Source organism: Amorphus sp. MBR-141, from assembly GCF_053628695.1.
This window is the reverse complement of sequence record NZ_JBRJGW010000003.1, coordinates 137,289-162,645: the sequence shown is the minus strand read 5'-3', so window position 1 is coordinate 162,645 and position 25,357 is coordinate 137,289. Positions and strand designations below refer to the sequence as shown.

At 68.2% G+C, this 25,357-nt stretch carries 24 protein-coding genes; 9 read left to right on the top strand and 15 right to left on the bottom strand.

Annotation, left to right across the window (positions count from 1 at the left end; all coding sequences use genetic code 11):
* Window positions 1–27: 27 nt before the first annotated feature.
* From ACSSVZ_RS05625 to hmgA, 7 genes are all read right to left on the bottom strand, one after another.
* Window positions 28–393 (bottom strand): YbaN family protein, encoded by a 366-nt coding sequence (locus ACSSVZ_RS05625; RefSeq protein WP_453968810.1) that lies wholly within the window; start codon window positions 391–393, stop codon window positions 28–30.
* Window positions 394–490: 97 nt separating this feature from the next.
* On the bottom strand, window positions 491–1,441 hold the full coding sequence (locus ACSSVZ_RS05620) for an MBL fold metallo-hydrolase (RefSeq protein ID WP_453968809.1): 951 nt from the start codon (window positions 1,439–1,441) through the stop codon (window positions 491–493).
* A gap of 88 nt (window positions 1,442–1,529) precedes the next feature.
* On the bottom strand, window positions 1,530–2,126 hold the full coding sequence (locus ACSSVZ_RS05615; RefSeq protein WP_453968808.1) for a carboxymuconolactone decarboxylase family protein: 597 nt from the start codon (window positions 2,124–2,126) through the stop codon (window positions 1,530–1,532).
* A 162-nt stretch (window positions 2,127–2,288) separates the two neighbouring features.
* Complete coding sequence (locus ACSSVZ_RS05610; protein WP_453968807.1) at window positions 2,289–2,825, bottom strand: hypothetical protein; 537 nt, start codon at window positions 2,823–2,825, stop codon at window positions 2,289–2,291.
* A gap of 47 nt (window positions 2,826–2,872) precedes the next feature.
* Window positions 2,873–3,547: a hypothetical protein gene (locus ACSSVZ_RS05605; RefSeq protein WP_453968806.1), complete on the bottom strand. Its 675-nt coding sequence runs from the start codon at window positions 3,545–3,547 to the stop codon at window positions 2,873–2,875.
* A 41-nt stretch (window positions 3,548–3,588) separates the two neighbouring features.
* Window positions 3,589–4,599: a fumarylacetoacetate hydrolase family protein gene (locus ACSSVZ_RS05600; RefSeq protein ID WP_453968805.1), complete on the bottom strand. Its 1,011-nt coding sequence runs from the start codon at window positions 4,597–4,599 to the stop codon at window positions 3,589–3,591.
* On the bottom strand, window positions 4,596–5,912 hold the full coding sequence (gene hmgA / locus ACSSVZ_RS05595) for a homogentisate 1,2-dioxygenase (RefSeq protein ID WP_453968804.1): 1,317 nt from the start codon (window positions 5,910–5,912) through the stop codon (window positions 4,596–4,598). The genes ACSSVZ_RS05600 and hmgA overlap by 4 nt, the downstream gene beginning before the upstream one ends.
* A gap of 192 nt (window positions 5,913–6,104) precedes the next feature.
* On the opposite strand from hmgA, the gene ACSSVZ_RS05590 reads away from it, so the two are divergent.
* A complete protein-coding gene (locus ACSSVZ_RS05590) occupies window positions 6,105–6,548 on the top strand; it encodes a MarR family winged helix-turn-helix transcriptional regulator (RefSeq protein ID WP_453968803.1) in 444 nt (147 codons plus the stop codon).
* Here the strand turns inward: ACSSVZ_RS05590 and ACSSVZ_RS05585 are convergent.
* The 3 genes from ACSSVZ_RS05585 to gtdA form a co-directional block, all read right to left on the bottom strand.
* Complete coding sequence (locus ACSSVZ_RS05585) at window positions 6,493–7,035, bottom strand: MarR family winged helix-turn-helix transcriptional regulator (protein WP_453968802.1); 543 nt, start codon at window positions 7,033–7,035, stop codon at window positions 6,493–6,495. The genes ACSSVZ_RS05590 and ACSSVZ_RS05585 overlap by 56 nt on opposite strands.
* Window positions 7,032–7,889 carry a fumarylacetoacetate hydrolase family protein gene (locus tag ACSSVZ_RS05580; protein WP_453968801.1) on the bottom strand — a complete coding sequence of 286 codons (858 nt, stop codon included), beginning with the start codon at window positions 7,887–7,889 and terminating at the stop codon, window positions 7,032–7,034. Before ACSSVZ_RS05580 ends, ACSSVZ_RS05585 begins: the two co-directional genes overlap by 4 nt.
* Before the next feature lie 98 nt (window positions 7,890–7,987).
* Window positions 7,988–9,037: a gentisate 1,2-dioxygenase gene (gene gtdA, locus ACSSVZ_RS05575; RefSeq protein WP_453968800.1), complete on the bottom strand. Its 1,050-nt coding sequence runs from the start codon at window positions 9,035–9,037 to the stop codon at window positions 7,988–7,990.
* Window positions 9,038–9,448: 411 nt separating this feature from the next.
* Between gtdA and ACSSVZ_RS05570 the strand changes: the two genes are divergently transcribed.
* The 4 genes from ACSSVZ_RS05570 (at window position 9,449) to ACSSVZ_RS05555 (ending at window position 13,652) form a co-directional block, all read left to right on the top strand.
* Window positions 9,449–10,492: a TRAP transporter substrate-binding protein gene (locus ACSSVZ_RS05570; RefSeq protein WP_453968799.1), complete on the top strand. Its 1,044-nt coding sequence runs from the start codon at window positions 9,449–9,451 to the stop codon at window positions 10,490–10,492.
* Between the two features lie 16 nt (window positions 10,493–10,508).
* Window positions 10,509–11,057 carry a TRAP transporter small permease gene (locus ACSSVZ_RS05565; protein WP_453968798.1) on the top strand — a complete coding sequence of 183 codons (549 nt, stop codon included), beginning with the start codon at window positions 10,509–10,511 and terminating at the stop codon, window positions 11,055–11,057.
* Window positions 11,054–12,358, top strand: a complete 1,305-nt coding sequence (locus ACSSVZ_RS05560; RefSeq protein WP_453968797.1) for a TRAP transporter large permease — start codon at window positions 11,054–11,056, stop codon at window positions 12,356–12,358. Before ACSSVZ_RS05565 ends, ACSSVZ_RS05560 begins: the two co-directional genes overlap by 4 nt.
* Before the next feature lie 142 nt (window positions 12,359–12,500).
* A complete protein-coding gene (locus ACSSVZ_RS05555) occupies window positions 12,501–13,652 on the top strand; it encodes a calcium:proton antiporter (protein ID WP_453968796.1) in 1,152 nt (383 codons plus the stop codon).
* A 33-nt stretch (window positions 13,653–13,685) separates the two neighbouring features.
* Here ACSSVZ_RS05555 and ACSSVZ_RS05550 read toward each other — a convergent pair whose 3' ends face one another.
* The 5 genes from ACSSVZ_RS05550 to ACSSVZ_RS05530 are packed head-to-tail and all read right to left on the bottom strand — an operon-like array spanning window position 13,686 to window position 19,212.
* The gene (locus ACSSVZ_RS05550; protein WP_453968795.1) at window positions 13,686–14,564 is read right to left on the bottom strand and encodes a DUF1932 domain-containing protein; all 879 of its coding nucleotides are present in this window, start codon (window positions 14,562–14,564) and stop codon (window positions 13,686–13,688) included.
* 41 nt (window positions 14,565–14,605) lie between these two features.
* Entirely contained in the window at window positions 14,606–15,577 is a 972-nt protein-coding gene (locus ACSSVZ_RS05545; RefSeq protein WP_453968794.1) for a catechol 2,3-dioxygenase, read from the bottom strand.
* Between the two features lie 39 nt (window positions 15,578–15,616).
* Window positions 15,617–17,551 (bottom strand): TRAP transporter permease, encoded by a 1,935-nt coding sequence (locus ACSSVZ_RS05540; protein ID WP_453968793.1) that lies wholly within the window; start codon window positions 17,549–17,551, stop codon window positions 15,617–15,619.
* 18 nt (window positions 17,552–17,569) lie between these two features.
* Complete coding sequence (locus ACSSVZ_RS05535; RefSeq protein ID WP_453968792.1) at window positions 17,570–18,502, bottom strand: TAXI family TRAP transporter solute-binding subunit; 933 nt, start codon at window positions 18,500–18,502, stop codon at window positions 17,570–17,572.
* Window positions 18,503–18,540: 38 nt separating this feature from the next.
* Entirely contained in the window at window positions 18,541–19,212 is a 672-nt protein-coding gene (locus ACSSVZ_RS05530; protein WP_453968791.1) for a TetR/AcrR family transcriptional regulator, read from the bottom strand.
* 352 nt (window positions 19,213–19,564) lie between these two features.
* On the opposite strand from ACSSVZ_RS05530, the gene ACSSVZ_RS05525 reads away from it, so the two are divergent.
* The 4 genes from ACSSVZ_RS05525 to mdoH all read left to right on the top strand — a co-directional run bounded on the left by ACSSVZ_RS05525 (window position 19,565) and on the right by mdoH (window position 25,314).
* Entirely contained in the window at window positions 19,565–21,154 is a 1,590-nt protein-coding gene (locus tag ACSSVZ_RS05525) for a glucan biosynthesis protein (RefSeq protein ID WP_453968790.1), read from the top strand.
* A gap of 549 nt (window positions 21,155–21,703) precedes the next feature.
* Window positions 21,704–23,293, top strand: coding sequence for a glucan biosynthesis protein (locus tag ACSSVZ_RS05520; RefSeq protein WP_453968789.1), 1,590 nt, complete (start codon window positions 21,704–21,706; stop codon window positions 23,291–23,293).
* Entirely contained in the window at window positions 23,274–23,462 is a 189-nt protein-coding gene (locus ACSSVZ_RS05515; protein ID WP_453968788.1) for a hypothetical protein, read from the top strand. Before ACSSVZ_RS05520 ends, ACSSVZ_RS05515 begins: the two co-directional genes overlap by 20 nt.
* A gap of 43 nt (window positions 23,463–23,505) precedes the next feature.
* Complete coding sequence (gene mdoH / locus ACSSVZ_RS05510) at window positions 23,506–25,314, top strand: glucans biosynthesis glucosyltransferase MdoH (RefSeq protein WP_453968787.1); 1,809 nt, start codon at window positions 23,506–23,508, stop codon at window positions 25,312–25,314.
* Window positions 25,315–25,357 lie beyond the last annotated feature (43 nt).

The following is a 25,357-nucleotide window of genomic DNA, read 5'->3' as shown; positions in this document are numbered from 1 at the left end:
CGGCCGCCCGCGCGCAGGGCCCCATCGTCACGGCGAAGGTGGCAGCGGGCGCGTTGCCACGTAGGCCGCACCGCCCGCCATCAGGGCCGCGACCGCGGCCGCCAGCGGCCAGCCCGGCCGCACCATCACCCAGAAGAACACGTAGCCGGCGGTCATGCCGGAATAGGCGAACAGCTTGGCGCGCAACGGGATGGCGCCGTGGCTGCGCCAGTCCCGCAGCACCGGCCCGAAGCGGGGATGCGCCAGCAGCCAGGCTTCGAGGCGCGGCGAGGAGCGCGCGAAACAGCCGACCGCGACGATCAGGAACGGCGTGGTGGGGAGCACCGGCAGGACGACGCCCGCGAACGCGAGCGCGACGAACAGCCAGCCGAGGATCAGATAGACCAGCCGCACGTGCGCGTCCCTGTTCCGGCCGCCGGATCACATGGCAACGCCCGAAGGCGGCCGGCGGTTGCCGGACCTCCTTCGGAACCTCGCCGACCAACCGGGCTCAGCCCTGCAGGTCTTCCCACATCTGCTTGTCGCGCTCGGCGGTCCAGATGCGCGGGGTGTCGATGCCGCGGGCCTCGTCGAAGGCGCGCGCCACGTTGAACGGCAGGCAGTGCTCGTAGATCGCGTAGTCGGCGAACTTCGGATCGCAGGCCTGGCGGCAGGCGTCCCAGGCTTCCTTCAGCGTGCCGCCGCGCGCCGCCACCTTGGCGATCGGCCGGTAGGTGGAATCGAGGAAGTCGCGGGTGAGCTCGATCGCCTCCTCCACCTTCGCCTCGCCCATCAGCGCGTCGCCGCGGCCGGGCGCGATGGCGGTCGGCTCGAACGACTTCACCGCGTCCAGCGTGTCGCCCCAGTCGGAGAAGTGACCGTCGCCGCAGTAGCAGGCGGACTTGTACTCGACCAGGTCGCCGGTGAACATGACGGCGGCGTCCGGCACCCAGGCGACGATGTCGCCGGCCGTGTGGCCGCGCCCGAGATGCATGAGGTCGACGCGGCGGTTGCCGAGATAGACGCTCATCGAGGTTTCGAAGGTCATCGTCGGCCAGGTCAGGCCCGGGATCGATTCATGGCCCTGGAACAGCCGCGGGAAGCGGCCGAACTCGGAGTCCCAGTCTTCCTTGCCGCGCTCGTAGACCATCGAGCGGCAGACGTCGGAGGCGATGATCTCGTCGGCCTCGTAAGCCGAGGCGCCCAGCACGCGCACCGCGTGGTAGTGGCTGAGGGTCACGTAGCGGATCGGCTTGTCGGTGACCGAGCGCACCTTTTCGATGACGAGATTGGCCAGCCGCGGCGTTGCCTGGGCGTCGAAGATCATCACCGAATCGTCGCCGATGATGACGCCGGTGTTGGGGTCGCCCTCGGCGGTGAAGGCGTAGAGATCCGGTCCGACCTCCTCGAAGGTGATCTTCTTGTCGCTCATGTCGCCGGTGGAGGCGAATTGCTTTGCCATAGGTCCAGTCCCTCGGGTTCGTGCGGGCGCCGCAGCGGCGCCGGTGGGTGCGGGCCGCGCGCTCGGCGCGGCATGGGTCATGGGGCGGTCAGGAGGCGGCGCCGTGCTTGCCGGCGGTCCAGCCGGCCGGCCCGATCGCCCGCTCGGCCAGCCGGCCGGGTGCTGCTTCCATCTCGGTGGCCATGGTGTCGTTCCAGCGGTTCAGATAGCCGAACAGGGCGATCGAGGCGACGATCTCGACGATCTCGTCGTCGTTGAAGTGCTTGCGCAGCTCGTCGAAGTGGGCGGCCTCGGCGGTGTTGGGCACCGCGCCGGCGTGGAGCGCCAGGCGCAGCGCGGCCTTCTCGGCGTCGGTGAAGAGCGGGCTCTCCTCGAACGTCCAGATCGCCGCGATCTTCTCGTCGGAGACGCCGTAGACGCTGGAGAGGTTGGCCATGTGGCCCTGGCAGTAGCGGCAGCCGGCCGCCGAGCTCGCCATGTAGGCCACCATCATCTTCAGATCCTCCGGCACGGTCCCCTCATAGAGGATCGCCTGGTTCAGGAGCATGAACGCCTCGGCGATCTTCGGCCGCCGGCTCATGGTCAGGATCGAGTTCGGCAGGAACCCGCGGATGCGGTCGTAGCGTTCGAACAGGTCGGCGAACTGCGGCAGGCTCGCGCGGTCGAGGGGCGTCACATGGGGCATTGTCATCCTCCCGGGTTTCGAGCCCTGCGCCGGGTCCGGCCCTCCGGCGACTGCGACGGGCGGGAAGCGCTCTGCGGCTCCGGCCGCCGGTTGATCCGGCGGCCCCTTTGTCTGGCGTGCGCTCCCGGTGGGGCCGGGCGCGCGGTCGACGCGTCCCTCCGGTCAGTTGCCGGGCTCGGCCGCGATCGCCTTCATCTCGTCCTTCAGGGAATTGAAGCCGCCATCGCCGTCGGCGGTCCGGATGTCGTCGATCACGGCGCGGCCGTTCTCCTCGACCACGTCGAAGCGCGTCTCCGATACCGCCTGGTACTCCGGCGCGTTGCCGAAGCAGGTCAGGAACTTGTAGCGCGCGACGACGACGCTCGGCGGTCCGGCGCCCGGCTCGGCCGCGATCGCGATGTCCTTCAGCGGGCATCCGTCCTGGGCATTCACGATGACGTCGTAGTCGAAGGGCGTGCCCGCCTCGCTGGCGAACGCGCTCTTGCTGGCCTCGGCGAACAGCGCGCGGAAGTCCCGGCTGTAGAGCTGCGCCAGCCGCTCGTCGGAGAACAGCGGCTGGAAGTCCGAGCCATCGTCCGCCCAGTTCGACTGGGTCTGCTTCATGACCTCGCTGACGGGCGCCTGCGGGTCTGCTGCCTTCGCGGACGCCGTGGCGACGGAGGTGGCGAGGAGCAGGCTAAAGAAGAGCTGGCCTAGCATTTCGTTGCATCTTGCTCATTTTTTTGGTTTATTTTACTCTATCACTTCTAGCGGCGTTCTTTATCCATGCTTGATAGTAACTTCGGAATATCATCTCGAAAAATTTGAACAAGCCGGTATGTAAGTATTTTGACATTAATTTCTGTTCCAGCGGATTTTCTATTATATTCCACCTCCCAAAAGTATGCCTTAATTTTTAAGTATAGACTATCACCCTCTTCGGTCCGGCGTGTGAAGGAGAACGGAACCAGTCCCAAGCAGAAAAGTCCCATTCCAAGGGCTGGATATTCAAAAGGGTCTTCTAGTAGTCCGTCTTCCTCCATCTCATCTACTCGAGATAACCATTTTGAGTAGCGAGGGCCGCTTATAGTTGAATCCGGAAGATTTAATGCTCTCTTGAATTCACTAAGCGGGATTTGATAGGGAGAGTAAGGAGCGCCTCTCTTAATTCGGTGCCCGTTCTCAATAAATAATATTCTGTATAAGCCTTCATTCACTATTTCTCGAAATTCGTCTTCGATAAGTGGATAGTCGTCTGTCTTCTTAGATCGATTGTAAGCAAAATGGCATATACAAAATGCCCAGAAATAAATTTCTTTTGAAGTTAGCAGCATTGTGTCTTGGGAGCGCCTGTGATTCCGAGCGCTGTACGGGTTGGAAAGAGAGAGGATAGCTATCTGATCTGGAGTGAGCCGTCGAATTTCGCTTGGGTCGGGTTCCATCTAGCTTCCTCCGTTCTTCCCGGATCCTTTCAATATCAGAATTACTTATATTTCTCGACCGTCTGCTCGATGGCGCCGAAGATCGAGTGGTGCTTGTCGTCCAGCATCTCGATACGCACGGTGTCGCCGAAGCTCATGAACGGCGTCTTCGCCGCACCCGTGTCGATGGTCTCGACGGTGCGGACCTCGGCCAGGCACGAGTAGCCGACGCCACCCTGGTCGATCGGCTTGCCGGGGCCGCCGTCGAGCTTGTTGGAGACGGTGCCGGAGCCGATGATCGCGCCGGCGCCGAGCGGGCGCGTCTTGGCGGCGTGAGCGATCAGCGTCGGGAAGTCGAAGGTCATGTCGACGCCCGCATCGGCCCGGCCGAACGGCTTGCCGTTGTAGTCGACGGCGAGCGGCAGGTGGACCTTGCCGCCGTCCCACTTGTCGCCGAGCTCGTCGGGGGTGACGGCCACCGGCGAGAAGGCCGACGACGGCTTCGACTGGAAGAAGCCGAAGCCCTTGCCCAGCTCGGCCGGGATCAGCCCGCGCAGCGACACGTCGTTGACCAGCATGATCAGCCGGATGCGCTCGGCGGCGACCTCGCGCGAGGCGCCCATCGGCACGTCGTCGACGATGACGGCGACCTCGCCCTCCATGTCGATGCCCCACGCCTCGTCGGCGAGCCGGATCGGATCGCGCGGGCCGAGGAAGGCGTCCGAGCCGCCCTGGTACATCAGCGGGTCGGTCCAGAAGCTGTCGGGCATCTCCGCGCCGCGGGCCTTCCGCACCAGTTCCACGTGGTTCACGTAGGCCGAGCCGTCGGCCCACTGGTAGGCGCGGGGCAGCGGGCTCATGGCGTCGTGCTCGTGGAAGCGCTCGGCCGGCAGCGCGCCGGTCTCCAGGCTTTCGGCCAGGGCCGCGAGCTTCGGCCCGCAGTGGGCCCAGTCGTCGAGGGCGGCCTGCAGCGTCGGGGCGACCTCGCCCGCGTCGGTCATCCGGGTGAGGTCGCGCGACACGACGACAAGGCGGCCGTCACGGCCGCCGGACTTCAGGCTTGCGAGTTTCATCGATCCCAATTCCCCTCTGGCGTTCCATCGAAGCGCTTCTTAAGGCCGTCCCAGCAGTCGTGGTAATTCTCCTGCAGGGTCTTCGTTTCCGAAGCGTAGCGCGTCAGGTGCTGCGGGTATCGGGTTTCGAACATGAAGGCCATGGTCTCGTCGAGTTTCACGGGCTTCAGGTCGGCGGTGGAGGCCTTCTCGAAGCCGAACGCGTCGGGGCCGTGCGGCAGCATCATGTTGTGCAGGCTCATGCCGCCGGGCAGGAAGCCCTCTTCCTTGGCGTCGTACTGGCCGCGGATCAGGCCCATGAACTCCGACATGATGTTGCGGTGGTACCAGGGCGGCCGGAACGAATGCTCGGCGACCAGCCAGCGCGGCGGGAAGATCACGAAGTCGATGTTCGCCGTGCCCGGCTCGCCCGACGGCGCGGTGAGCACCGTGAAGATCGACGGATCGGGATGGTCGAACAGGATCGCGCCCACCGGCGAGAAGGTCGAGAGGTCGTACTTGTAGGGCGTGTAGTTGCCGTGCCAGGCGACCACGTCGAGGGGCGAGTGGTCGATTTCGGTCTCGTAGAAGCGCCCGCCCCACTTCACGTGGACCCGACACGGCACTTCTTTGTCCTCGTAGGCTGCCACCGGCGTGCGGAAGTCGCGCGGGTTGGCCAGGCAGTTGGCGCCGATCGGGCCGCGGTCGGGCAGGGTGAACTTGGCGCCGTAGTTCTCGCAGACGTAGCCGCGCACCGGTCCGCCCGCGAGACCGACCTTGAACATCATGCCGCGCGGCACGACGGCGATCTCGCCGGGGGCGACCTCCATGCGGCCGAGCTCGGTGAACAGGTCCAGCGTGCCCTCCTGCGGCACGAACAGCATCTCGCCGTCGGCGTTGAAGAAGTAGTCGTCCTCCATCGCCTCGTTGAAGGCGTAGACGTGGGCGCCCATGCCCACGTGGGTGTGCACGTCGCCGGCCGTCGTCATCGTGCGCATGCCGTGGACGAACGTCGTCGCCTCGTTCGGCATCGGCGTCGGATCCCAGCGGAACTGGCCGATCGGCAGCGTGCTGTCGTCGAGGTTGGGGGCGCTCTTCCAGTTCGGCGCCTCGAACGGCGTGAAGCTGCTGGTGTGGCGCACCGACGGGCGGATGCGGTAGAGCCACGAGCGCTCGTTGGTGCCGCGCGGCGCGGTGAACGGCGAGCCGGACAGCTGCTCGGCATAGAGGCCGTAGGGGCAGCGCTGGGGCGAGTTCTGCCCCTGGGGCAGCGCGCCCGGTAGCGATTCGGTCTCGAAGTCGTTGCCGAAGCCCGGCATGTAGGCGATGCCCATGGCGTTCTCCCTGTCGCGATAGCCAGATGCGTTGGTGTCGGGCCTGCGGCCGATCGGGCCATCACCGGTCCGGATCGACCTGGCGGGGTGGTCGATTGCGGCGCTGGGTCCGCAGCCCGGCCATTGCCTCGATGGCCCGGACGGGCCAGATTGGCACGCAAGATCATATCATATGAAACGGTTGTCAACCGAATGACGGATCTGCCGCCCGACCCCGGGCAAGCCTTCGACCTCGACGATTTCCTGCCCTACCTGGTGAACGTGCTGGGGTCGCGGCTGTCGGTCGAGCTCGGCGCGGAGTACGGCCGCCGCTTCTCCATCTCGATCCCGGAATGGCGGGTGCTGGCGCACCTGTCCCAGTACGAGCACGTCTCGGTGCGCGAGATCTACCGGCGGGTGGAGATGGACAAGGCCAAGGTCAGCCGGGCCGCGGCGCGGCTGGAGGCCGCCGGGCTGATCCGCAAGGAGGTGCCGCAGGACCGCCGGCTGGTGGCGCTGTCGCTGACGGAGAAGGGGCGGGCGCTGTTTGCCGAGATCGCCTCGTTGGCGCTCGCCTTCGAAGGGCGCTTCCTGGAGAAGCTCAGCCCCGAGGAAGCGGCGACGTTTCGCCGGCTGGTGGGCAAGCTTCTGCGCTGATCGCGGCGGTGGCCGCATCGGCGCTGGCGAGCGCCTTGTCGAGGAGCGCCAGGAAGGTCGTGCGCTCGGAGGCGGAGAGGGCGGCGAGCAGGTCGTCCTCCTGCCGGCCCATGTCGGCCGCGATGACGTCGGTGACGGCGGTTCCGGCCGCCGACAGCCGCAGCTCGAAGGCGCGGCCGTCGCGCGGCGAGCGGACGCGGGCGATCAGGCCGGCCCGGGTCAGCGGCGCCAGCGCCTGCATCAGCGTCGGCGCCTCGACCTGCAGCAGGCGGGCCAGCGCCACCTGGCTGATGCCTGGGTTGGCGCGGATCAGCAGCAGGATGCCGCCCTGCACCGGGGTGGTGGACACCCCGAGTGCCCGGAACCAGTGGCCCCAGTGGGTGACCCAGCGGGCCTGCAGCCGGCGCAGCCGGAAGCCGACGATGCCGTCGAGCGGCGTCAGCACCGGCTCGCCGGCCGTGCCGGTCGGGGTGTCGGGGTCGCTCAAGCGCCCCGCACCGCGATCGTCGTCTCGCCGATGCCCTGCATCCAGGCCTGCATCACGTCGCCCGGCACGACCGGCGCGACGCCTTCCGGCGTGCCGGTCAGGATGACGTCGCCCGGATAGAGCGTGTAGGCCTTGGAGGCGACGGCGATCAGGCGCTTCACGTCGAAGACCAGATGACGCGTGTTCGACTTCTGCCGGGTCTCGCCGTTGACCTTCAGCTCGAAGTCGAGGGCGCTCGGGTCCGGCAGTTCGTCGGCCGTCACCACCCAGGGGCCGAGCACCGTGAAGGTGTCGAGGGACTTGCGGTAGCTGCGGTCCTCGGTGCCGCGGATCGTCATGTCGAAGCCCATCGTGTAGCCGGCTACATAAGACAGGGCGTCCTCCTCGGAGATCCGGAACCCCTTTTTGCCGATCACCACCGCCAGCTCGATCTCGTGGTCGATGCGTCGGTCGGACCAGTCGGCGACGACGCCCTCGCCGGGACCGACGAGCGAGCTGGTCGCCTTCAGGAACACGCCGCACTCGGCAATCGTCTTCACGCTGGAGCCGAAGTTGATTTCGGTGTCGACGCGGGATTCGTCGAGGTGGAGCTGGTAATTAACCGGCGCGGCGACGATCTTGCCCGGATTGGCGATCGGGCTCAGCAGCCTGACCGCGCTCAGCGGCTTGGCCGGCGCGTCCTTGGCGAGGCGCTCCATGGCGGCGCGCATCTCGTCGAAGTGGGCCATGAACAGGTCGCCGTGGGGCAGCGGCCAGCGGGCCGGCGGCAGGCTGTCGGCGGCGGCGGTGACGTCGCGGACGGTATCGCCGTCCACGAGGCCGAGGCGGTTGTCGTCGAACCGGCAAAAGCGCATGCGTGTCTCCCTGGATTGTTGTGTGGCTCGGTCGGACGGGGTGGCGCGCCCGGCCGTCTGGCGACGGGCCGGGCGCTGCTGTCCGTCTGGCCGCCGTGTCAGCCGCGCTGTTCGCGGAACAGGCCGAGCTTTTCCTGGGCGACCCGGTCGGACAGGCAGAACAGGAAGGAATCCTCTTCCGCCTTGAACGACCGCCACGCCCAGGCCGGCAGCACGACGACGTCGCGCGGGGCGTAGCTGAACGTCTTGTCGCCGGTCGTCACCTGGCCGCGGCCTTCGGCCACGCACATGACGATGCCGTCGGTGGAGCGCATGCGCTTGGTCTCGAAGCCCTTCGGCACGTGGGTCATCCACGCCGACATGGTCGGCATCGTCCAGCCGCCGTCGACCGGATTGGCGTAACGCAGCGTCGTCGCCAGGTGCGGATCCAGGTCCTCGCCCTTTGCGGCGGTGACGAGGGCTTCGCGGGTGCGCTCGTAGGGGTAGTTGAAGATCGGCGTGGTCTGGCCGTAGCGGCGACCGGAGTCGTCGAGCGGCAGCATGCGGCTGCCGAAGCGGGCGAGCGCGTCGCCCTCGGGCCGGGTCAGGCTCTGGCTCTTGTCGTTGTAGCCTTCCGAGAACACCGTCTCGAAGAAGCGCACCATCGGGATGTCGAGGCCGTCGAGCCAGGCGCACGGGCCGGAGCCCTCGTTGCCGTGGTCGTGGTAGGCCCAGCTCGGCGTGATGACGAAGTCGCCGGCGCGCATGGTGGTCCGCTCGCCGCCGACGGCGGTGAAGGCGCCTTCGCCCTCCAGCATGAAGCGCAGCGCCGACGGGGTGTGGCGATGGGCCGGCGCGGTCTCGCCCGGCATGATCAGCTGCAGGCCGGCATAGATGGTGGCGGTGGCGCGGCTCTCGCCGGCAAACGCCGGGTTCTCCAGCACCAGCACCCGGCGCTCGGCCTCTTCCGCCGTCAGCAGGCCGCCGGATTCCATCAGCAGCGGCCGCACCTCTTCGTAACGCCACTGGTGCGGCACCGCCTTGGAGGTCGGCTCCGGCGGCATCAGGCCCTTCAGCACTTCCCACAAGGGGGCCAGGTTGTTGGGGGCCAGCCGGTCGTAGAATTCCTGGCGCTTGGCGCGGGTTGCGTCGTCGATGGTCTCGGTCATCGCGTTTCCTCCAGATTGGGCCGCCAGCCGGCGGACCCGTCGTCGTCCCCGAACTCGTCTCGCATCCATTTCCGGCGCGTATGGTCGCGCCGCGGTGCCGAGCTTGATTTGATTAGGTATACTAAGTAAATTCCCTTCGCGCAACGATGCGGCACGCCGGCCGGTGCGAACCGGCCCCGGCGGTGCGGCGATGGCGACGCCCCCGCCGACCGTTTCGGGGCTTGCCAAATCGGTGCCACTGGGCAAGCGTCGCTTGCGCTCGCCGGACCGCAAGAGATCCGGCGCATGAAATGACGTGGTGGGGCGGGCCGGCTCGGGTCCGGCCCGGTGACTGCCAAGAAGACCGTGAACGCACGCGTCGGCCCCCCCGGGGCGGCCATCGTGAAAACCAAGTTCGGGAGGAACAGCCTCATGACTTTCAGGGCCAATCGCAGAACGTTTCTGGCCGGATCGGTCGCCGCCGTCGGCACGCTGGCGATGCCGGCGATCCTGCGCGCCGAGACCATCAAGCTCGACATCACCCATTACCTGCCGCCGACCCACGGGATCGAGGTGGACATGCTGCGCCCGTGGGCGGAGCAGCTGCGCGAGAAGACCGACGGCCAGGTGGATTTCGAGATCCACAACGTCTCCAGCGCGCTCGGCCGCGCCGACCGCCAGGCCGACCAGGTGCGCGCCGGCGTCACCGACATCGCGTTCGGCCTCGCGGGCATTCCGCGCGGGCGCTTCCCGCACACCTCGGTGATCGAACTGCCGTTCGTGGTGGAGAAGGCGGGTGCCGGCAGCCGGGCGCTGTGGGAACTCTACGAGACCGGCCAGCTCGGCGGCGAGTATGACGGCTTCAAGGTGCTGGGCCTGATGACCCATCACGGCGCGCTGTTCCACACGGTCGACCGGCCGATCAAGCAGCTGTCCGACCTGAAGGGCCTGCGCATCCGCTCGCCGGGACCGGCCGTCAACGCCATGCTGGAGTTCGAGGGCGCGAGCGCCATCGGCATGCCGCCGGCGCAGATCTACGAGGCGCTGCAGAAGGGCGCGCTCGACGGCGTGGCGACGACCTGGGATCTGGTGGGGGCGATCAAGCTCAACGAGGTGCTCAAGTACCACACCGACGCGCGCGTCTACGCGGCTGCGTTCTACATCGTGATGAACCCGAAATCCTACGAGGCGCTTCCGGAGAACGCCCGCAAGATCATCGACGAGACCACCGGCGAAGCCTGGCAGTCGCAGATGGGCCCGTGGTGGGACAAGTGGGACGCGGCCGGCAAGAAGGACGCCGTCGACCGCGGCCAGGAGATCATCGTCATCGACGACGCGACCCGCGACCAGTGGCGCGACCAGCTGAAGCCGATGATCGATTCCTATCTCGACGGCCTGAAGAAGGAAGGCGTGGAGAACCCGCACGAGCTCTACGAGCAGGCGCTCGCGCTCGTGCAGAAATACTCCAACTCCTGACCGGCGGCAGCACGGCGTGAGTGATCTCGGAGAGATCGAGTCGCGGATGCGCGAGACAGGCGGGCTGCGGTTCGCGCCCGCCCGTGCGCTCGGCCGGCTGACGTTCTGGCTCGCCCTCGCCGGGATCTCCACGCTGCTCGTGGCGATCCTGCTGACCTGTGCCGACATCGTCTGGCGTCAGCTCGTCGGCGGCGCGTTCACGGACACCGCCGACATCAACAAGCTGTGCCTGGTGGCGGCCGCCTCGCTGTCGATCCCCTACGGCTTCACCCTTGGCTCGCACATCACGGTCGACCTCCTGGCCGACCGGTTTCCGCGGCGCGCGCGGATCGTTCTGGACGTGACCGTCTCGATCGTCTCCGCGGCGCTCCTCGCCTTCCTCGTCTGGTTGACCTGGCAGGGGGCGATGCTCCGTTACGCCTACGGCGACACCACCCCCAACCTGCAGATCCCCCTCATCTACTATTGGGGCATCTTCCTTCTCGGCCTGGCGCTCGGGGCGCTCGCCGCCCTCGCCCGCGCCGCCGAGACGATCGTCTACGGTCCGATGGAGAAGCCCCTTTGAGCCCGGAACTCGCCGGCCCGATCGGCTTCGGGATCGTCGTCGCGCTGATCGCGCTGCGCGTGCCCATCGCGCTCGCCATGGCGCTGGTCGGCACCGTCGGCTCGATCTGGATCGGCGGCTGGTCGAGCGCCACCTACGTGCTGTCGAACCTGCCGTTCGAGGCGATCTCCAACGACGGCATGGAAGTCGTCCCGCTGTTCATCTTCATGGGCGTGTTCGCCACCTATTCGGGGCTGTCGGCGAACCTCTATTCCGGCGTGCAGGCGCTCATCGGCCACTGGCGCGGCGGCATCGCCATGGCGACCATCGGCGCCTCGGCCGGCTTCGGCGCCATCTGCGGCTCGTCGCTGGCCACCGCCGCGACGATCGGCCGGGTGGCCATGCCGGAGATGCGCGCCCGCAACTATTCCGACAGCCTCGCCTCCGCCTCGGTCGCCGCCGGCGGCACGCTGGGCGTGCTGATCCCGCCGTCGATCATCCTGATCCTCTACGCCATCCTGACCGGTGAATCGATCGGCGCGCTGTTCGCCGCCGCCCTGCTGCCGGGTCTCCTCGCCACCGCCCTCTACATGGCCGCCGTGCTCGTCCAGGTGCTGCGCAAGCCGGAGCTCGGACCGGCCGGACCGCGCTTCACGTTCCGCCAGAAGCTCGCGGCGATGGGACGGATCTGGGACGCGGCGCTGCTGATCGTGCTGGTCATCGGCGGCATCTACGGGCGGATCTTCTCGCCCACCGAGGCCGCCGCGGTCGGCGCCGGCGGGGCGCTGCTGATCACCATCCTGCGCGGCAAGCTCACCGCCGGCATCCTGGTGAAAGGGCTCGCCGAGACCGCCGGCATGACCGGCATGATCTTCCTCATCCTGGTCGGCGCGTCGCTGTTCAACTACTTCATCGAGCTCAGCCACCTGACCTCGGTGCTCACCGATGCGATCCAGGCCTCCGGCCTGCCGCCGCTCGGCATCCTGCTGCTGATCATCGTCTTCTACCTGGTGCTCGGCTGCTTCATGGACAGCCTGTCGATGGTGCTGCTCACGGTGGTGCCGCTCTACCAGCTCGCCACCGGCATCGGCTTCGACGGCATCTGGTTCGGCATCCTGGTCGTCACCGTGGCCGAGATCGGGCTGATCACCCCGCCGATCGGCATGAACCTGTTCGTCATTCAGGCGGTGACGCCGAACCTCTCCATCGGCACCGTCATCCGCGGCATCCTGCCGTTCATCACCGCCGACATCGTCCGCGTCGCGATCCTGATCGCGTTCCCGGCGATCGCGCTCTACCTGCCCCGCCTGTTCGGCTTCTGAGCGGCGCTCCGCGCCGCCGCGTCCGAACCGCCGGCGCCCCAGCGCGCTGCGTGCACCTTGAAATTGCCGGGCAGATCGGGCACGCCGCTCGGTGTGCGGTGCGGCATCCGGATCGGTGCGGGGAAAAGGAATGAGCGGCGGAATGGCTGGTGGACAAACGGGAGTGCTCGGCCTGGCGCGGAAGGAAGGTCCCTTCTTCGCCGGGCTTCTGACGACGGTCATCTTCACCCTCTACGGCAAGGCCTGGCTGGCCGATCTCTCCAACCCGGTCATCACCGCGGGGCTCTTCATCTGGCTGTTCGCCGCGATGCTGTGGGCGGCCTTCGGCGTCGTCCGCCACGCCGACTGCCTCGCCGAGCTGCTGGGCGAGCCCTACGGCACGCTGATCCTGACCGTCGCGGTCATCACCATCGAGGTGGCGCTCATCTCGGCGATCATGCTGACCGGCAGCGAGACGCCGGAGCTCGCCCGCGACACCATGCTCGCCGTCATCATGATCGTGCTCAACCTGATGATCGGCCTGGCGCTCCTCATCGGCGGCCTGCGCCACCGCGAGCAGGAGTTCAACTTCCAGGGCGCCCGCGCCTACATCGGCGTCCTGCTGCCGCTCGCCACCCTCTCGCTGATCCTGCCGAACTTCACCCATTCGACCGACACGCCGACGCTCACCACCTTCCAGGCGATCTTCTTCGGCGGCCTCACGGTGGTCCTCTACGGCACCTTCATCGCCATCCAGACGATGCGGCACCAGAGCTTCTTCGTGCAGCCGAAAACGATCACGGCGGCGGGTGCCGCGCCTGACCAGGATGACGAGCCGGGCAGCCACGGCCACCACAACCCGGTCAACGTCCCCTTCCACGCGGTGATGCTGGTTCTCACCCTCGTGCCGATCGTGCTGCTGTCGAAGAAGCTCGCCGTCCTGGTCGACTACGGCACCGGGCAGCTCGGGGCGCCGGCGGCCCTCGGCGGCGTGCTGGTCGCCATTCTGGTGCTGGCGCCGGAAGGCCTCGCGGCGCTGGAAGCGGCCGGCAACAACCACCTGCAGCGGTCCGTCAACATCTGCCTGGGCTCGGCGCTCGCCACCATCAGCCTCACCGTCCCGGCCGTCGTCGTCATCGGGCTCGTCACCGGCGACCCGGTGGTGCTCGGCCTGGACTCCACCGAAACGGTGATGCTGGTGCTGACGCTCCTGATGAGCATCGTCACCTTCGGCGCGTCGCGCACCACCATGCTTCAGGGCATGGCGCACCTGGTGGTGTTCGTCGCCTACATGGTGCTGATCTTCGATCCGTAACGGCTGCGGGAAACGCCGTCCCCTCCGGTCCGATCACGCGCCCCGGCGGAGTTCCACCAGCCGCTTGAGCGCCTCGGCGAGATCGTCGCCGGGCAGCCGGTCGGCCGGCAGGCTCCCCATCTTGTGCTGCACGTCGGCGATGGCGTCGCCGAGCGCGCCGTGCAGGCCCAGCTCGGCCACGGTGGCGGCGCTCTCGCGCATCTCCTCCGACCGCCGGATCCCGTGCTTCAGCGTGCGCTCGAACTGGTAGGGCGCGAGCGTCGGCAGATCGAGGCCCGGATACGACGCCGAAAGCGACTTCATCGTGTACTCGAGGCAGCCCGAGGCCGATGCGGCGAGCAGCGTCTCCACGGTGATCGCCTCCAGCCCCTTCACGAACTGGCTGCGCACCATCTTGATCGCCGTGGCGGCGCCGACCGTCTCACCGACCACCTCCAGGTCGAAGGCGAGTGCCGCCAGCCTCTCCCGGAAGCCGTCCGGCAGCGCGCCCGCCACCAGCACCGGGGTGCGGTGGCCGCGCGGATGCACCGGCGCCATCACCGCCATGTCGACGTAGGCCGCGCCCTTCGCCGTCATCGGCGCGGCGGTCTCCTGCTTGCGGCCCGGCGACACCGAATTGATGTCGATGAACACCTGGCCGGGCCGGATTGCCGGACCCACCGACCGTCCAGCCGCCAGGCTGGAGCTGGCGGTGACGGCGGAGACGATCCAGTCGGCGTGGGCGATGGCCTCGGCCGGGCTGCCGAACGCCGCGACCCCGGCCGTGCGTGCCGCCTCGGCCGTCGGGCCCTCCATGCCCTCGCTGTCGAACAGGATGTCGTAGGCGGAAAAGCCGAGCGCCGGGTCCGTCGCCGCCAGGCTGTCGCGGAAGGCCCGGGCCGCTTCGCCGAAGCCGATGAAGGCGATCTTCATGATGGGAGATCCGTTGCGTGCGGCGCCGGCGATCCGGTGCGCTACTCGATGATCGTCTCGCCCACCGGCGGGGTGCCGTGGGTGTGGAAGCTCTCGATGGTCTTCAGCCCCCAGGCCTGCCCCTTGCGGCGCTCCGCCTCCGTCCAGGTGACCGTCTGCCAGTCCGGCGCCAGGATCAGCCGCGCCCCGGCGTTGGCCACCTCGACCCGGTTTCCGGCGGGCTCGTAGACGTAGAGGAAGAACGTGCCCTGGATCGCGTGCTTGTGCGGCCCGGTCTCGATGAACACGCCGTTCTCCAGGAAGATGTCGGCCGCGCGCAGCACGTCCTCGCGCTGGTCCACGGCGTAGGTGATGTGGTGGAAGCGGCCGGACGCGCCGGAATGGTCCTCGGTGAAGGCGACGTCGTAGCTCTTGTTGTTGACCGTGAACCAGCAGCCACCGAGCCGGCCGTTGTCGAGCTGGATCTGCTCGGTGACGCGGCTGCCGAGCGCCGCCACCATGAAATCGCGGATCTTCGAGACGTCCTGGGCGAGGAGGTTCAGGTGGTCGAGCCGGCGCACCGCCACGCCGCGCCCGTGGTAGCGCTGGGCGATGTTCTTCAGCGCCGGGCGCTCGGCCTCGGGCGCCACGTAGCGGTTGGTGTCGTAATAGAGCTCGAAGACGTGACCGTCCGGGCTGTGGAAGCGGTAGGCGCGGCCGTGGCCGAGGTCGCCGTCGGTCCAGCCGATGCCGCAGCCCATCGCCTCGATCGCCTTGACCCGGCGGGCGAGCGCCGCCTCGGAGGTGGTGCGGTAGGCGACGTGGCCCATGCCGGTGGTCGCCGCGGCGGTCAGCTTCAGGGTGTGGAACTCGTAGTCGTCCCAGGCGCGCAGGTAGACGGATGAGCCCTCGCGGCCGCTCTCGGTGAGGCCGTAGACGTTGACGAAGAAGTCGAGGCTCTCTTCCGGCCTGTCGGTGAACACCTCGACGTGGCCCAGATGCGCCACGTCGAAACAGGGTTCGCTGTCGGCCATGGTCCGTCTCCCGATGTCGTGTGTGCCCGTGCGGGGTCGTCAGCCGGTGCTGGCCGGCCGCGGCTCTCCGGCCGCCGTCGACCGATAGGCGAGAAAGGCCAGGCCGACAATACCGACCAGCCGGGCCGCGAGCGTCACCGGTTCGGTCGAGGCCACGTCGGTCGGCCACAGCACCAGCAGCGAGGCGACGATCATCGCCAGTCGTTCGGCCAACGCCAGCGGCCGCACCAGCCAGCCGGCGAGGCCGACGGTGATGCCGACGACGCCGATCCCCGCGAACACGATCGACAGGAAGATCTGCGTGCCGGTGCCGATCATCAGCAGGCCCGGCATGGTGACGAACAGGAACGGCACCAGCAGCTTGACGAAGCCGAGCCGCACCGCCTCGACCGCCGTCTTGTTCGGGTCGCCGCCGGAGATTGACGCCGCCGCATAGGCCGCGAGCGCCACCGGCGGCGTGATCGCCGACACCAGGCCGTAGTAGAAGATGAACATGTGGGCGACGATGATCGGCAGGCCGAGCTGGGTCAGCGCGGGGGCCACCAGCACCGCCAGCAGCAGATAGGCGGCCGATGTCGGCAGCCCCAAGCCGAGGACGAACGAGGCCGCCGCCGTCAGCAGCAGGATCGCCCACACCTTGTCGCCGCCGGTCTCGACGATCAGGCTCGACAGCATCAGCCCGAGGCCGGTGAGGTTGAGCACGCCGATCACCGTTCCGGCGGCCGCCACCGCGGCGACGATCGGCAGTGTGGCGATCAGCGTGTCGCGGCAGACGAGCACCAGCCCGGCCGGGCCGACGCGGGTGTCCTTGCGCCACGGCGAGATCGCCAGGCCGAAGACGATGCAGATCACCGCCGACTGGGTGGGCGTGTAGCCGTTGGAGAGGAACGCGATCAGCGCGATCAGCGGGATCAGCAGGTAGCCGCGCTTGAGCAGCGTCTCGCGCAGCAGCGCCAGGCCCGCCGAGGTGTCGCGCTCGAGGTCCAGCTTGCCGGCCTCCAGCCGCACCGCGACCATCAGCGCGACGACGTAGAGGAGGCCGGGCACCAGCGCCGCAAGCGCGATCTGCGAATAGGGCACGCCGATGATCTCGGCCATCAGGAACGCCGCGGCCCCCATCACCGGCGGCAGGATCTGGCCGGCCGAGGAGGCGGCGGCCTCGATGGCGCCGGCCAGCGCCGGGCTGTAGCCGACCCGTTTCATCAGCGGGATGGTGAAGGTGCCGGTGGTCACCACGTTGGCGACGGCGCTGCCGTTGATGGTGCCGAGGAGCGAGCTCGACAGCGCCGCCGACAGGCCGGGACCGCCCTGGACGCGGCCGGTGATGCCGCGGGCGAGATCGACGAACACCTCGCCGGTGCCGATCTTCATCAGCAGCCCGCCAAGCAGCGCGAACAGGAAGATGTACTCCACCGCCACGCCCATGGGGACGCCGTACACCCCCTCGGTCGACAGCATCAGGGTGGAGGTGAGGCGGTGCAGGTCGTAGCCGCCGTGGCCGTACTTGCCCGGGATCAGGTAGCCGAACCAGGCGTAGGCGAGCGACAGGACGACGAGGATGACCAGCGTCCAGCCGAGCGTCAGCCGGGCGAGCAGCAGGATGACGGCCATCAGGCCGACGAAGATCCACAGGTCCGGCGGCGTCGCCATCGCGCCGCGCATGACGATGTCGATGTAGGACTGCCAGAGATGCAGGCCAGGGATGGGCGCGAACAGCGCCAGCGCGTAGCACAGGACGCGCACCACGCCGGACTTGGCCTTGAGGCCCAGATAGAGCAGGCCGGAGGCGGCGATCAGCGAGAAGAACGACGAACGCAGGATCAGCGCGGTGATCAGGCCGTAATAGGCGCCGTAGATCACCAGCGCGGTGGCGGCGACCGCGCCGGCGGCGACGAGGCCGGAAACGATCACCGTTTCCGGCCCCGACCGCTCGACGGCGGGCCTCAGACGCAATTGTTCAAGGCCGAGAGCCATGTCGCCGCCGTCCGCTTCTTACTTTTTCTCGTCGAAGTAACGCTGGGCACCCGCCTGCAGCGCGATCGGCGTCTTGGTCGCCGTGTCGAGCTTGATGGCTTTCGCCTGCGGATGGATCTGGCCGAGCTCTCCGAGGTTGTCGAAGATGGTCTTGGTGATCGTGTAGATCATGTCCGCATCGGCATCTTCCCGGGTGAAGATCGTCGCCGGGTCGTTGATCACCGCGACCGCACCGGTCTGGTCCGGATAGGTGCCGGCCGGGATTTCGTAGATCTGGTAGAACGGATACTTCTCGATCATGTCGGCGACCTTCGATTCCTCGAGCGGCAGCAGCACCATGTCGCGCTGGGCGTCGAGGTCGATCAGGGCGGCGGTCGGCGCGCCGGCCAGCACCACCGTGGCGTCGACGGTGCCGTTCATCAGCGCGTTGGTGCCCTCGGTGTAGGACAGGAACTGCGCCTTGCCGGCATCGAACACGCCGTAGGCCTCGAGCAGGCGCTTGGCGAGCACGGCGGCGTTGGAGCCCGGAGGTCCGAGGTTCACCCGCTTGCCCTTCAGGTCTTCGAACGAGGCGATGCCGGTATCCTTGACGGTCGCGACCTGCAGCACGGCCGGATAGAGATAGGCCATCGCGGCGACCGGCTGGGCGTCGCCGTTGAAGGCGCCTTCGCCGTTCTTCGCCTCGTAGAGCGTCGAGGACGAGGAGAAGCCGAAGGTCATCTGGTCGGCGCCGACGCGGCGGATGTTCTCCACCGAGGCGCCGGTCACTTCGGCGCGGGCCGTGGTGTCCTTCATGTGCTTGTTCAGCACGTCGGCCATGCCGGCACCGATCACGTAGAACAGGCCGCCGGTGCCGCCGGTGCCGATCGAGATGCGGTCCTGCGCGGCCGCAGGCGTCGCGAGGACGGCGGCCCCGAGCGCGAGTGCCGTCAGTGCGTGGGTCAGCTTCATGTCATTCCCTCCCTGGGTTGGTTGCCGGTCAACGTGACTCAAGCGGGGTGTAGCGTCTGCACCCGGCTCTTGCGGCCGGGTTCCGCGAGCGCCTTGAAGCTCGCGAAGCTCGTTGCGACCAGCTCGTCGATGGCGCGTTCGTGGTCGCCGCCGTCGGTGCTGCCGTCCGAGAGGCGGGTGATTCGCTCCGGATTGATCAGCGTGTAGTAGAGCGAGCCGAGCAGGAACTGGCTGCGCCAGACGATCGCGTTGCGGTCGGCGCCCGGCAGGCAGCCCGCGATGGCGTCGATGAAGGCGCGGGTCGTCGTGTCGAAGGCGTTGGCGATGATCTGGCGGGCTTCCGGGTTGCCCTCGGCGGAGAGGACGGCGCGCATTCGCGTGAAGCGGGCGCCGCCGCCGGAATCGGCGTGGGACGACGTGAACGCCGGCAGCACGTAGGCGCGCAGCACCGCCATCAGCCGCTGGTCGTCGTCGGAAATCCGCATCGCCTCGCCGATCAGCTCCAGGCGGCGGGCGTTCATCGGCTGGGTGTGGGCGGTGTAGATCGCCTCCAGCAGGCCGAGCTTGTCGCCGAAGTGATAGGTCACGCTGCCGACGTGGACGCCGGCGGCGCGCGCGATCTCGCGCAGCGGCACCGAGCCGAAGCCGCGCTCGGCGAACAGGTCCTTGGCGACCTCGAGAATGGTCTGTCGCGTATCGGCGCGGGCCACGTCGGTCCATCCGGTCGGGTGGAGGCGGCTGCCTCCCGGTTGGGTTCTCCCTACAGGGGCTTCGTCCGTCTGTCTATCGTATTTGGACGCTTGTCGAAAGACCGGGCGTCCCTTGGGGCCGGCCCGTTCGGAAGCGCTTGCCGTGCGGGCAGTCGTTTCCGGCCGGCTGCGCTCGCCCGACCCGGGCCCTGCCGGGTGGCCGGCCGCCGCGGGCGAGCGCGCGCGCGAAAATCGACATATACATTCCCCGGTCCGGCCCCGGGAGCGCACCGATTTTGACCGCATTTGCGCTGTTGGAGGGAGGCGGCGCCCGCACGGCGGGCACAGGCGAAGCGGGATCTGGAGGGCAACCATGACATTTGGCGGTGATTTCGACGTTGACAGGCGGCGCCTGCTGATCGGCAGCGCGGCGCTCCTGGCCGGGCTGGGCGCGCCGCCGTTCGTCCGGCTGGCCCATGCGATGACGGAGCTGCCGCTGGATCCTCCGACCCGCTTCGACTTCGAGATCCTGAAGGAGCGCGCCCGCAGCCTCGCGGCCAAACCCTACGTCGCCCCGCCGGTGCCCCACGCCGATCTCCTGGAAACCGTCGACTTCGATGCCTACCAGTCGATCACCTTCCGGCCGGACCGCACGCTCGGCCCCGGCGAGGACACCACGGTGCCCATCCGCCTGTTCCATCTCGGCCGCTACTTCAAGGTGCCGGTGCAGCTCTACCTGGTGAAGGACGGCGAGGCGCGCGAGATCGGCTACGACCACGACGCCTTCACCTACAAGGACAAGGCGCTGGAGCAGAAGCTGCCCGACGATCTCGGCTACGCCGGCTTCCGGCTGATGAACGCGGGCTCCGAGACCGACTGGCTCGCCTTCCTGGGCTCCAGCTACTTCCGCTCGTCGGGCCCCGAGGGCCAGTATGGCCTGTCGGCGCGCGGCCTGGCGATCGACACCGGCATGGCCCGGCCGGAGGAGTTTCCGCGCTTCTCCGCCTTCTGGCTGCACGGCGCCGGCGACGACCCCGACGCGATGATCGTCGACGCGCTCTTGGAAAGCGAAAGCTGCACCGGCGCCTATCGTTTCAAGATCTCCAAGCCCGGCGACATCCTGATGGACGTCGACGCCTACCTCTACATCCGCAAGGACATCGAGCGGCTGGGGGTGGCGCCGCTGACCAGCATGTTCTGGTATTCCGAGGCGAAGCGCTTCCAGGGCGACGACTGGCGTCCCGAGGTGCACGACAGCGACGGCCTGGCGCTGTGGACCGGCGCGGGCGAGCGCATCTGGCGGCCCCTCAACAATCCGAAGACGGTGCGCACCAGCACGTTCACCGACAGCGCGCCGAAGGGATTTGGGCTGCTGCAGCGGGACCGCGACTTCGCCAACTACCAGGACGACGGCGCCTTCTACGACAAGCGCCCGGGCATCTGGGTCGAGCCGCTGTCGGACTGGGGCAAAGGCGAGGTCCAGCTGGTCGAGATCCCCACCGACGACGAGATCTACGACAACATCGCCGCCTACTGGAAACCGGCCTATCCGGTCCGCGCCGGCGATGCGCTCCACTTCCCCTACCGGCTCCACTGGGTCTCGCGCGAGCCGTTCCCGCCGAAGTCGGTCGCCCGGGTCGTCAGCACCCGCATCGGCCGCGGCGGCGTTCCCGGCCAGCAGCGCCGGGGCGACACCAAGAAGTTCGTCATCGACTTCCAGGGCGGCCCGCTCGGCGCGCTGGAGCAGCGGTTCGATATCGAGCCGATCGTCGACACCTCGCGCGGCAAGGTCAGCGGACGCTACGTGGTCAAGGTCGTCGGCACCGACCGCTGGCGGGCGTTCTTCGACCTCGATGTGACCGGCACCGACGCGGTGGACCTGCGCTGCTACCTGAAGCTCGGCGACGAGGTGCTGAGCGAGACCTGGATGTACCAGTACCTGCCGTTCGACTTCCCCGGCTGATCGCCGCCCGGCCGGGATCGGACTCGCCGGTCCCCGCGCCCCAGACGAGGGGGTGCGGCGTCCTGCCGCACCCCCTCGTCTGCCGGGCGCGCCGCCCGGCAGACAAACGCGTCCGACGGTCGGAAATCGGCCGATTCCGGCCCTGTTGCCATGGCCGGGACGGGCGGCGGTGGCCCCGGCAATGCCCCTCCGCCGGCCGGTCGGATCGGTTGCCGGATCGGCGCAGGTCTTCCCCCTGAAATTTAAGAGTCGCCCGCCCCGGAAATTGGGCATCATGTGCTGCGCCGCACCATATAGGGGGCGCCGGTCCACGGGGACCGGCGTGGACGGGACGCACGCGCAAGCAACTGGTCGCGATTGCAAAATAAGCAAGCAATCGCCCTCTCGCCCGCACGCCACGGCCACAAGAACGTCACGAATTAATCCACTATATCACCACGTTAACGGCGGAACTCTCGGGCCCCTACGCGGGTTTGCAGTGCAACGTCGACCTGGGGCGGGGATCCCATCGTGCATGATCCGGCTGATGGCCGAAGCAGAGGAGGACGAATGCTCAGTCGTCGATCCGTCATTGGCGGGATGACCGGTGCGCTTGCGAGCGCGACGATTGCGCGGAGCGTGCGCGCCGAGGAAGCCGGCGCCGCTCAGCAGGCCGGCCAGGCCCCGGCCGGCTTTTCCTTCGAGGCGCTGACCGCGCGGATGCGCGATGCGGCGACGCGGAGCTACGAGAACCCGACCTTCGATATCCCCGACCCGATCCGCAATCTGGACTACGAGGCCTACAAGCAGGTCGCCTTCCGCCCCGAGCGTGCGCTGTGGGGCGACACCGACCTGCCGTTCCGCCTGCAGGCCTTCCACGCCGGGTGGCTGTTCAACCAGCCGGTGAAGCTGTTCGTGGTGGAAGGCGGCGAGGCGAAGGAACTCACCTTCGGCAGCGCCGATTTCGAATACCGGCCGCCGCTCAATCCCGCCGACTTCGAGAACCTGCCGTTTCCGGGGGTCGCGGGGTTCCGCCTGCATTTTCCGCTGAACCGGCCGGACGTCTTCGACGAGGTGATCGCCTTCCAGGGCGCCAGCTATTTCCGCGCCGTCGGTTACGGAAACGTCTACGGCATCAGCGCCCGCGGGCTGGCGGTGAACACGGCGACCGGCCGCGAGGAGGAGTTCCCGCGGTTCAGCGAGTTCTACATCGAGAAGCCGCAGCCCGACGCGCGCTCGATCATGATCTACGCCACGCTGGAGAGCCCCAGCCTCACCGGCGCCTACGCGTTCCGGGTGACCCCGGGCACCGATACGGTCACCGACGTCACGGCGCGGCTGTTCTTCCGCGCCGACGTCGAGCGGCTCGGCGTGGCGCCGATGACGTCGATGTTCCTGTTCGGCGAGAACAACCGGACGGTCTTCGACGACTACCGCGAGCGGGTCCACGATTCCGAGGGCCTGCGGGTCGTGCGCCGCAACGGCGACGAGCTCTGGCGGCATCTGAGCAATCCGCACGTGCTGGCGAACTCGTTCCTGGGCGAGGACCAGCCGGTCTCGTTCGCCCTCAACCAGCGCCACCGTGCCTTCGAAGACTATCAGGACGCCGAAGCCCACTACGAGAAGCGTCCGTCGCTGCGGGTGGAAACCGGCGAGGGATGGGGCAAGGGGCAGATCCAGCTCGTTGAGATCCCCGCCGACGCCGACCATATGGACAACATCGTCGCTTTCTGGACGCCGGCCGACCCCGTCACCGCGGGGAGCGAGCTGTCGCTCGGCTATCGCCTGGTCTGGGGCACCCCGGGATCCGAGGATTCCAGCCTGGCCCGGGCGATCGCAACGCGGACCGGAGTCGGTGGTCCGTCCGGCGTACGGAACGAAGACGGACTTCGGAAGTTCGTCATTGACTACCAGGGCGGAATGCTGCGCGGCCTCGGGCCTGATGCCGGCATTTCGCCCGTCACCGCAATTGCCGGGGGCGAGGTGAAGACCTCGTCGCTGCACCGAATTCACGACGGGACATGGCGGTTCGCCTTCGATGTTCTGCCGGCCGGGGATGGGCCGGTTGAGCTTTCTGTCCGTCTGGACATGGCCGGGCGCCGCCTGACCGAGACGTGGCTTTACCAATGGAGACTGGGTGATGAGCAACGACGTTACTAACGCCGATATGGGCCTGCCGGTCGAGCCGCAGGAGCGCGCGGCGTTCATCGACGCATACGCTCCGCCGTCGGCGCCGATGGCGATGCCGCTGCAGACCCTCGAGGTCGGATGGTCGGCGCGTCTGCGCCTGGCCGTCGTGCGGCCGTCCCTGGTCGGGGCCGCCGGCTGACGGTCTCGCCCCCTCCGCCCGCCTTCCGCCAGCAAGGGATTTGATGGTCTATTATTATCGGGTCCTCACCCTCACGGCCGCACTGATCCTGACCTACGTCGCGACGTCGCTGTTCTTCGACTACGTCGCGTCCGACGATCTGGATGCGCTTGACGTCCTGCGGGTGGCCCTGCTGGCGATTACCTCCTTCGGCATCGCCTGGGGCGCGACGCTGGCGTTTGCCGGCCTGTTCGCGCGGGATCCGAAGGCGCCGCCGCCCGGCCCGCTGTCGCGGCCGCGGCGCACCGCCGTCCTGGTCCCGATCTACAACGAGGATCCCGTCGGCACCTTCTCGCGCGTCGCCGCGATGAGCGACAGCCTCGTCGCCACCGGCCGCCACGACGACTTCCACTTCATGATCCTCTCCGACACCCGCGACGACGCCATCGCGGCCGAAGAGGAGACGTGGTTCCAGCGGCTGGTCCAGGAGACGGGCGCCGAGGGCCGGATGTTCTACCGGCGCCGGGCGGTCAACCACGGCCGCAAGGCCGGCAACGTCGCGGATTTCGTCCGCCGCTCCGGCGCCGCCTACGATTTTCTGCTGATCCTCGATGCCGACAGCCTCGTCGAGGGCGAGATCATGGTCGAGATGGCGCGGCGGATGGATGCCGAGCCCACCGTCGGCCTCATCCAGACGCTCCCCAAGGTGATCAACGCCAAGACCTGGTTCGGCCGCTCGATGCAGTTCGCGTCGTGGTTCTTCGCGCCGTCGTTCTCGCGCGGGCTGGCGGCCGTTCAGGGCACCGCCGGCACCTTCTGGGGCCACAACGCCATCGTTCGCACCGAGGCGTTCGCCGCCACCTGCGGGCTGCCGAAGCTCTCCGGCAAGCCGCCGTTCGGCGGCGACATCCTGTCCCACGACTACGTCGAGGCGGCGCTGCTTTCCAGCGGCGGCTGGAAGCTGCGGCTCTACACCGACCTGGAGGGCTCCTACGAGGAGGCGCCCGACGACCTGATCGCCTACGCCAAGCGCGACCGGCGCTGGTGCCAGGGCAACCTCCAGCACATGCGGCTGCTGTTCGCGCCGAAGCTGCGGCTGTGGAGCCGCTTCTTTCTGGTGCAGGGGATCATGGCCTATCTGGCCTCGCCGCTCTGGCTCGCCTTCCTCGTGTCCAGCCTCATCGCGCCGTTCTTCGTGAGCGGGCCGGTCTATTTCCCCGAGCAGGGCATGCTGTTCCCGCGGTTCCCCCATGTGGACACCGCCAAGGCGCTGATGCTGCTGGTCACGGTGTTCGGGCTCCTGATCCTGCCGCGTCTCCTCATTCTGGTCCGCGCCTCCGGCTCGGCCCGCCACCATGGTTTCTCCGGCGCGGCCGCCGTGGTCTGGTCGACGCTGGTGGAGGTGATCTGGTCCAGCGTGATGGCCCCGATCATGCTCCTTTACCAGAGCCGCTCGGTGTTCCAGATCGTGACGGGTTCGGACGGCGGATGGCCGGTGTCCGATCGCGAGGAGGGCATCTCGCTCGCCGAATCCTGGGCGGGAAGCTGGTGGATTTCCGCCGCCGGCATCCTCGCGCTCAGCGTCGCCGGCGTCTTCACGCCCGACCTGCTGCCCTGGCTGCTTCCCGTCGGCATCCCGATGGTGCTCGCCCCGCTGATCATCTACGGCAGCTCGACCCGGGGCAGTGGCCTGCTCGCCGCGCGGCTCGGCCTGTTCGGGACGCCCACCGAGATCGCGCCGCCGAAGCTGGTGCTCGACCGGCGCGCCGTGCTCGCCCGCTGGACCGGTCAGCCGCAGAGCGGACCGGACAAGGACGCGGTCGGCGTCGCCCGCGGCGTGCCGGCGTCGGCACCGCGCACGCTGCCGCATTAGAGACTTTCCGATCGGGTGAAATCACCTGATCGATGGGAAATGC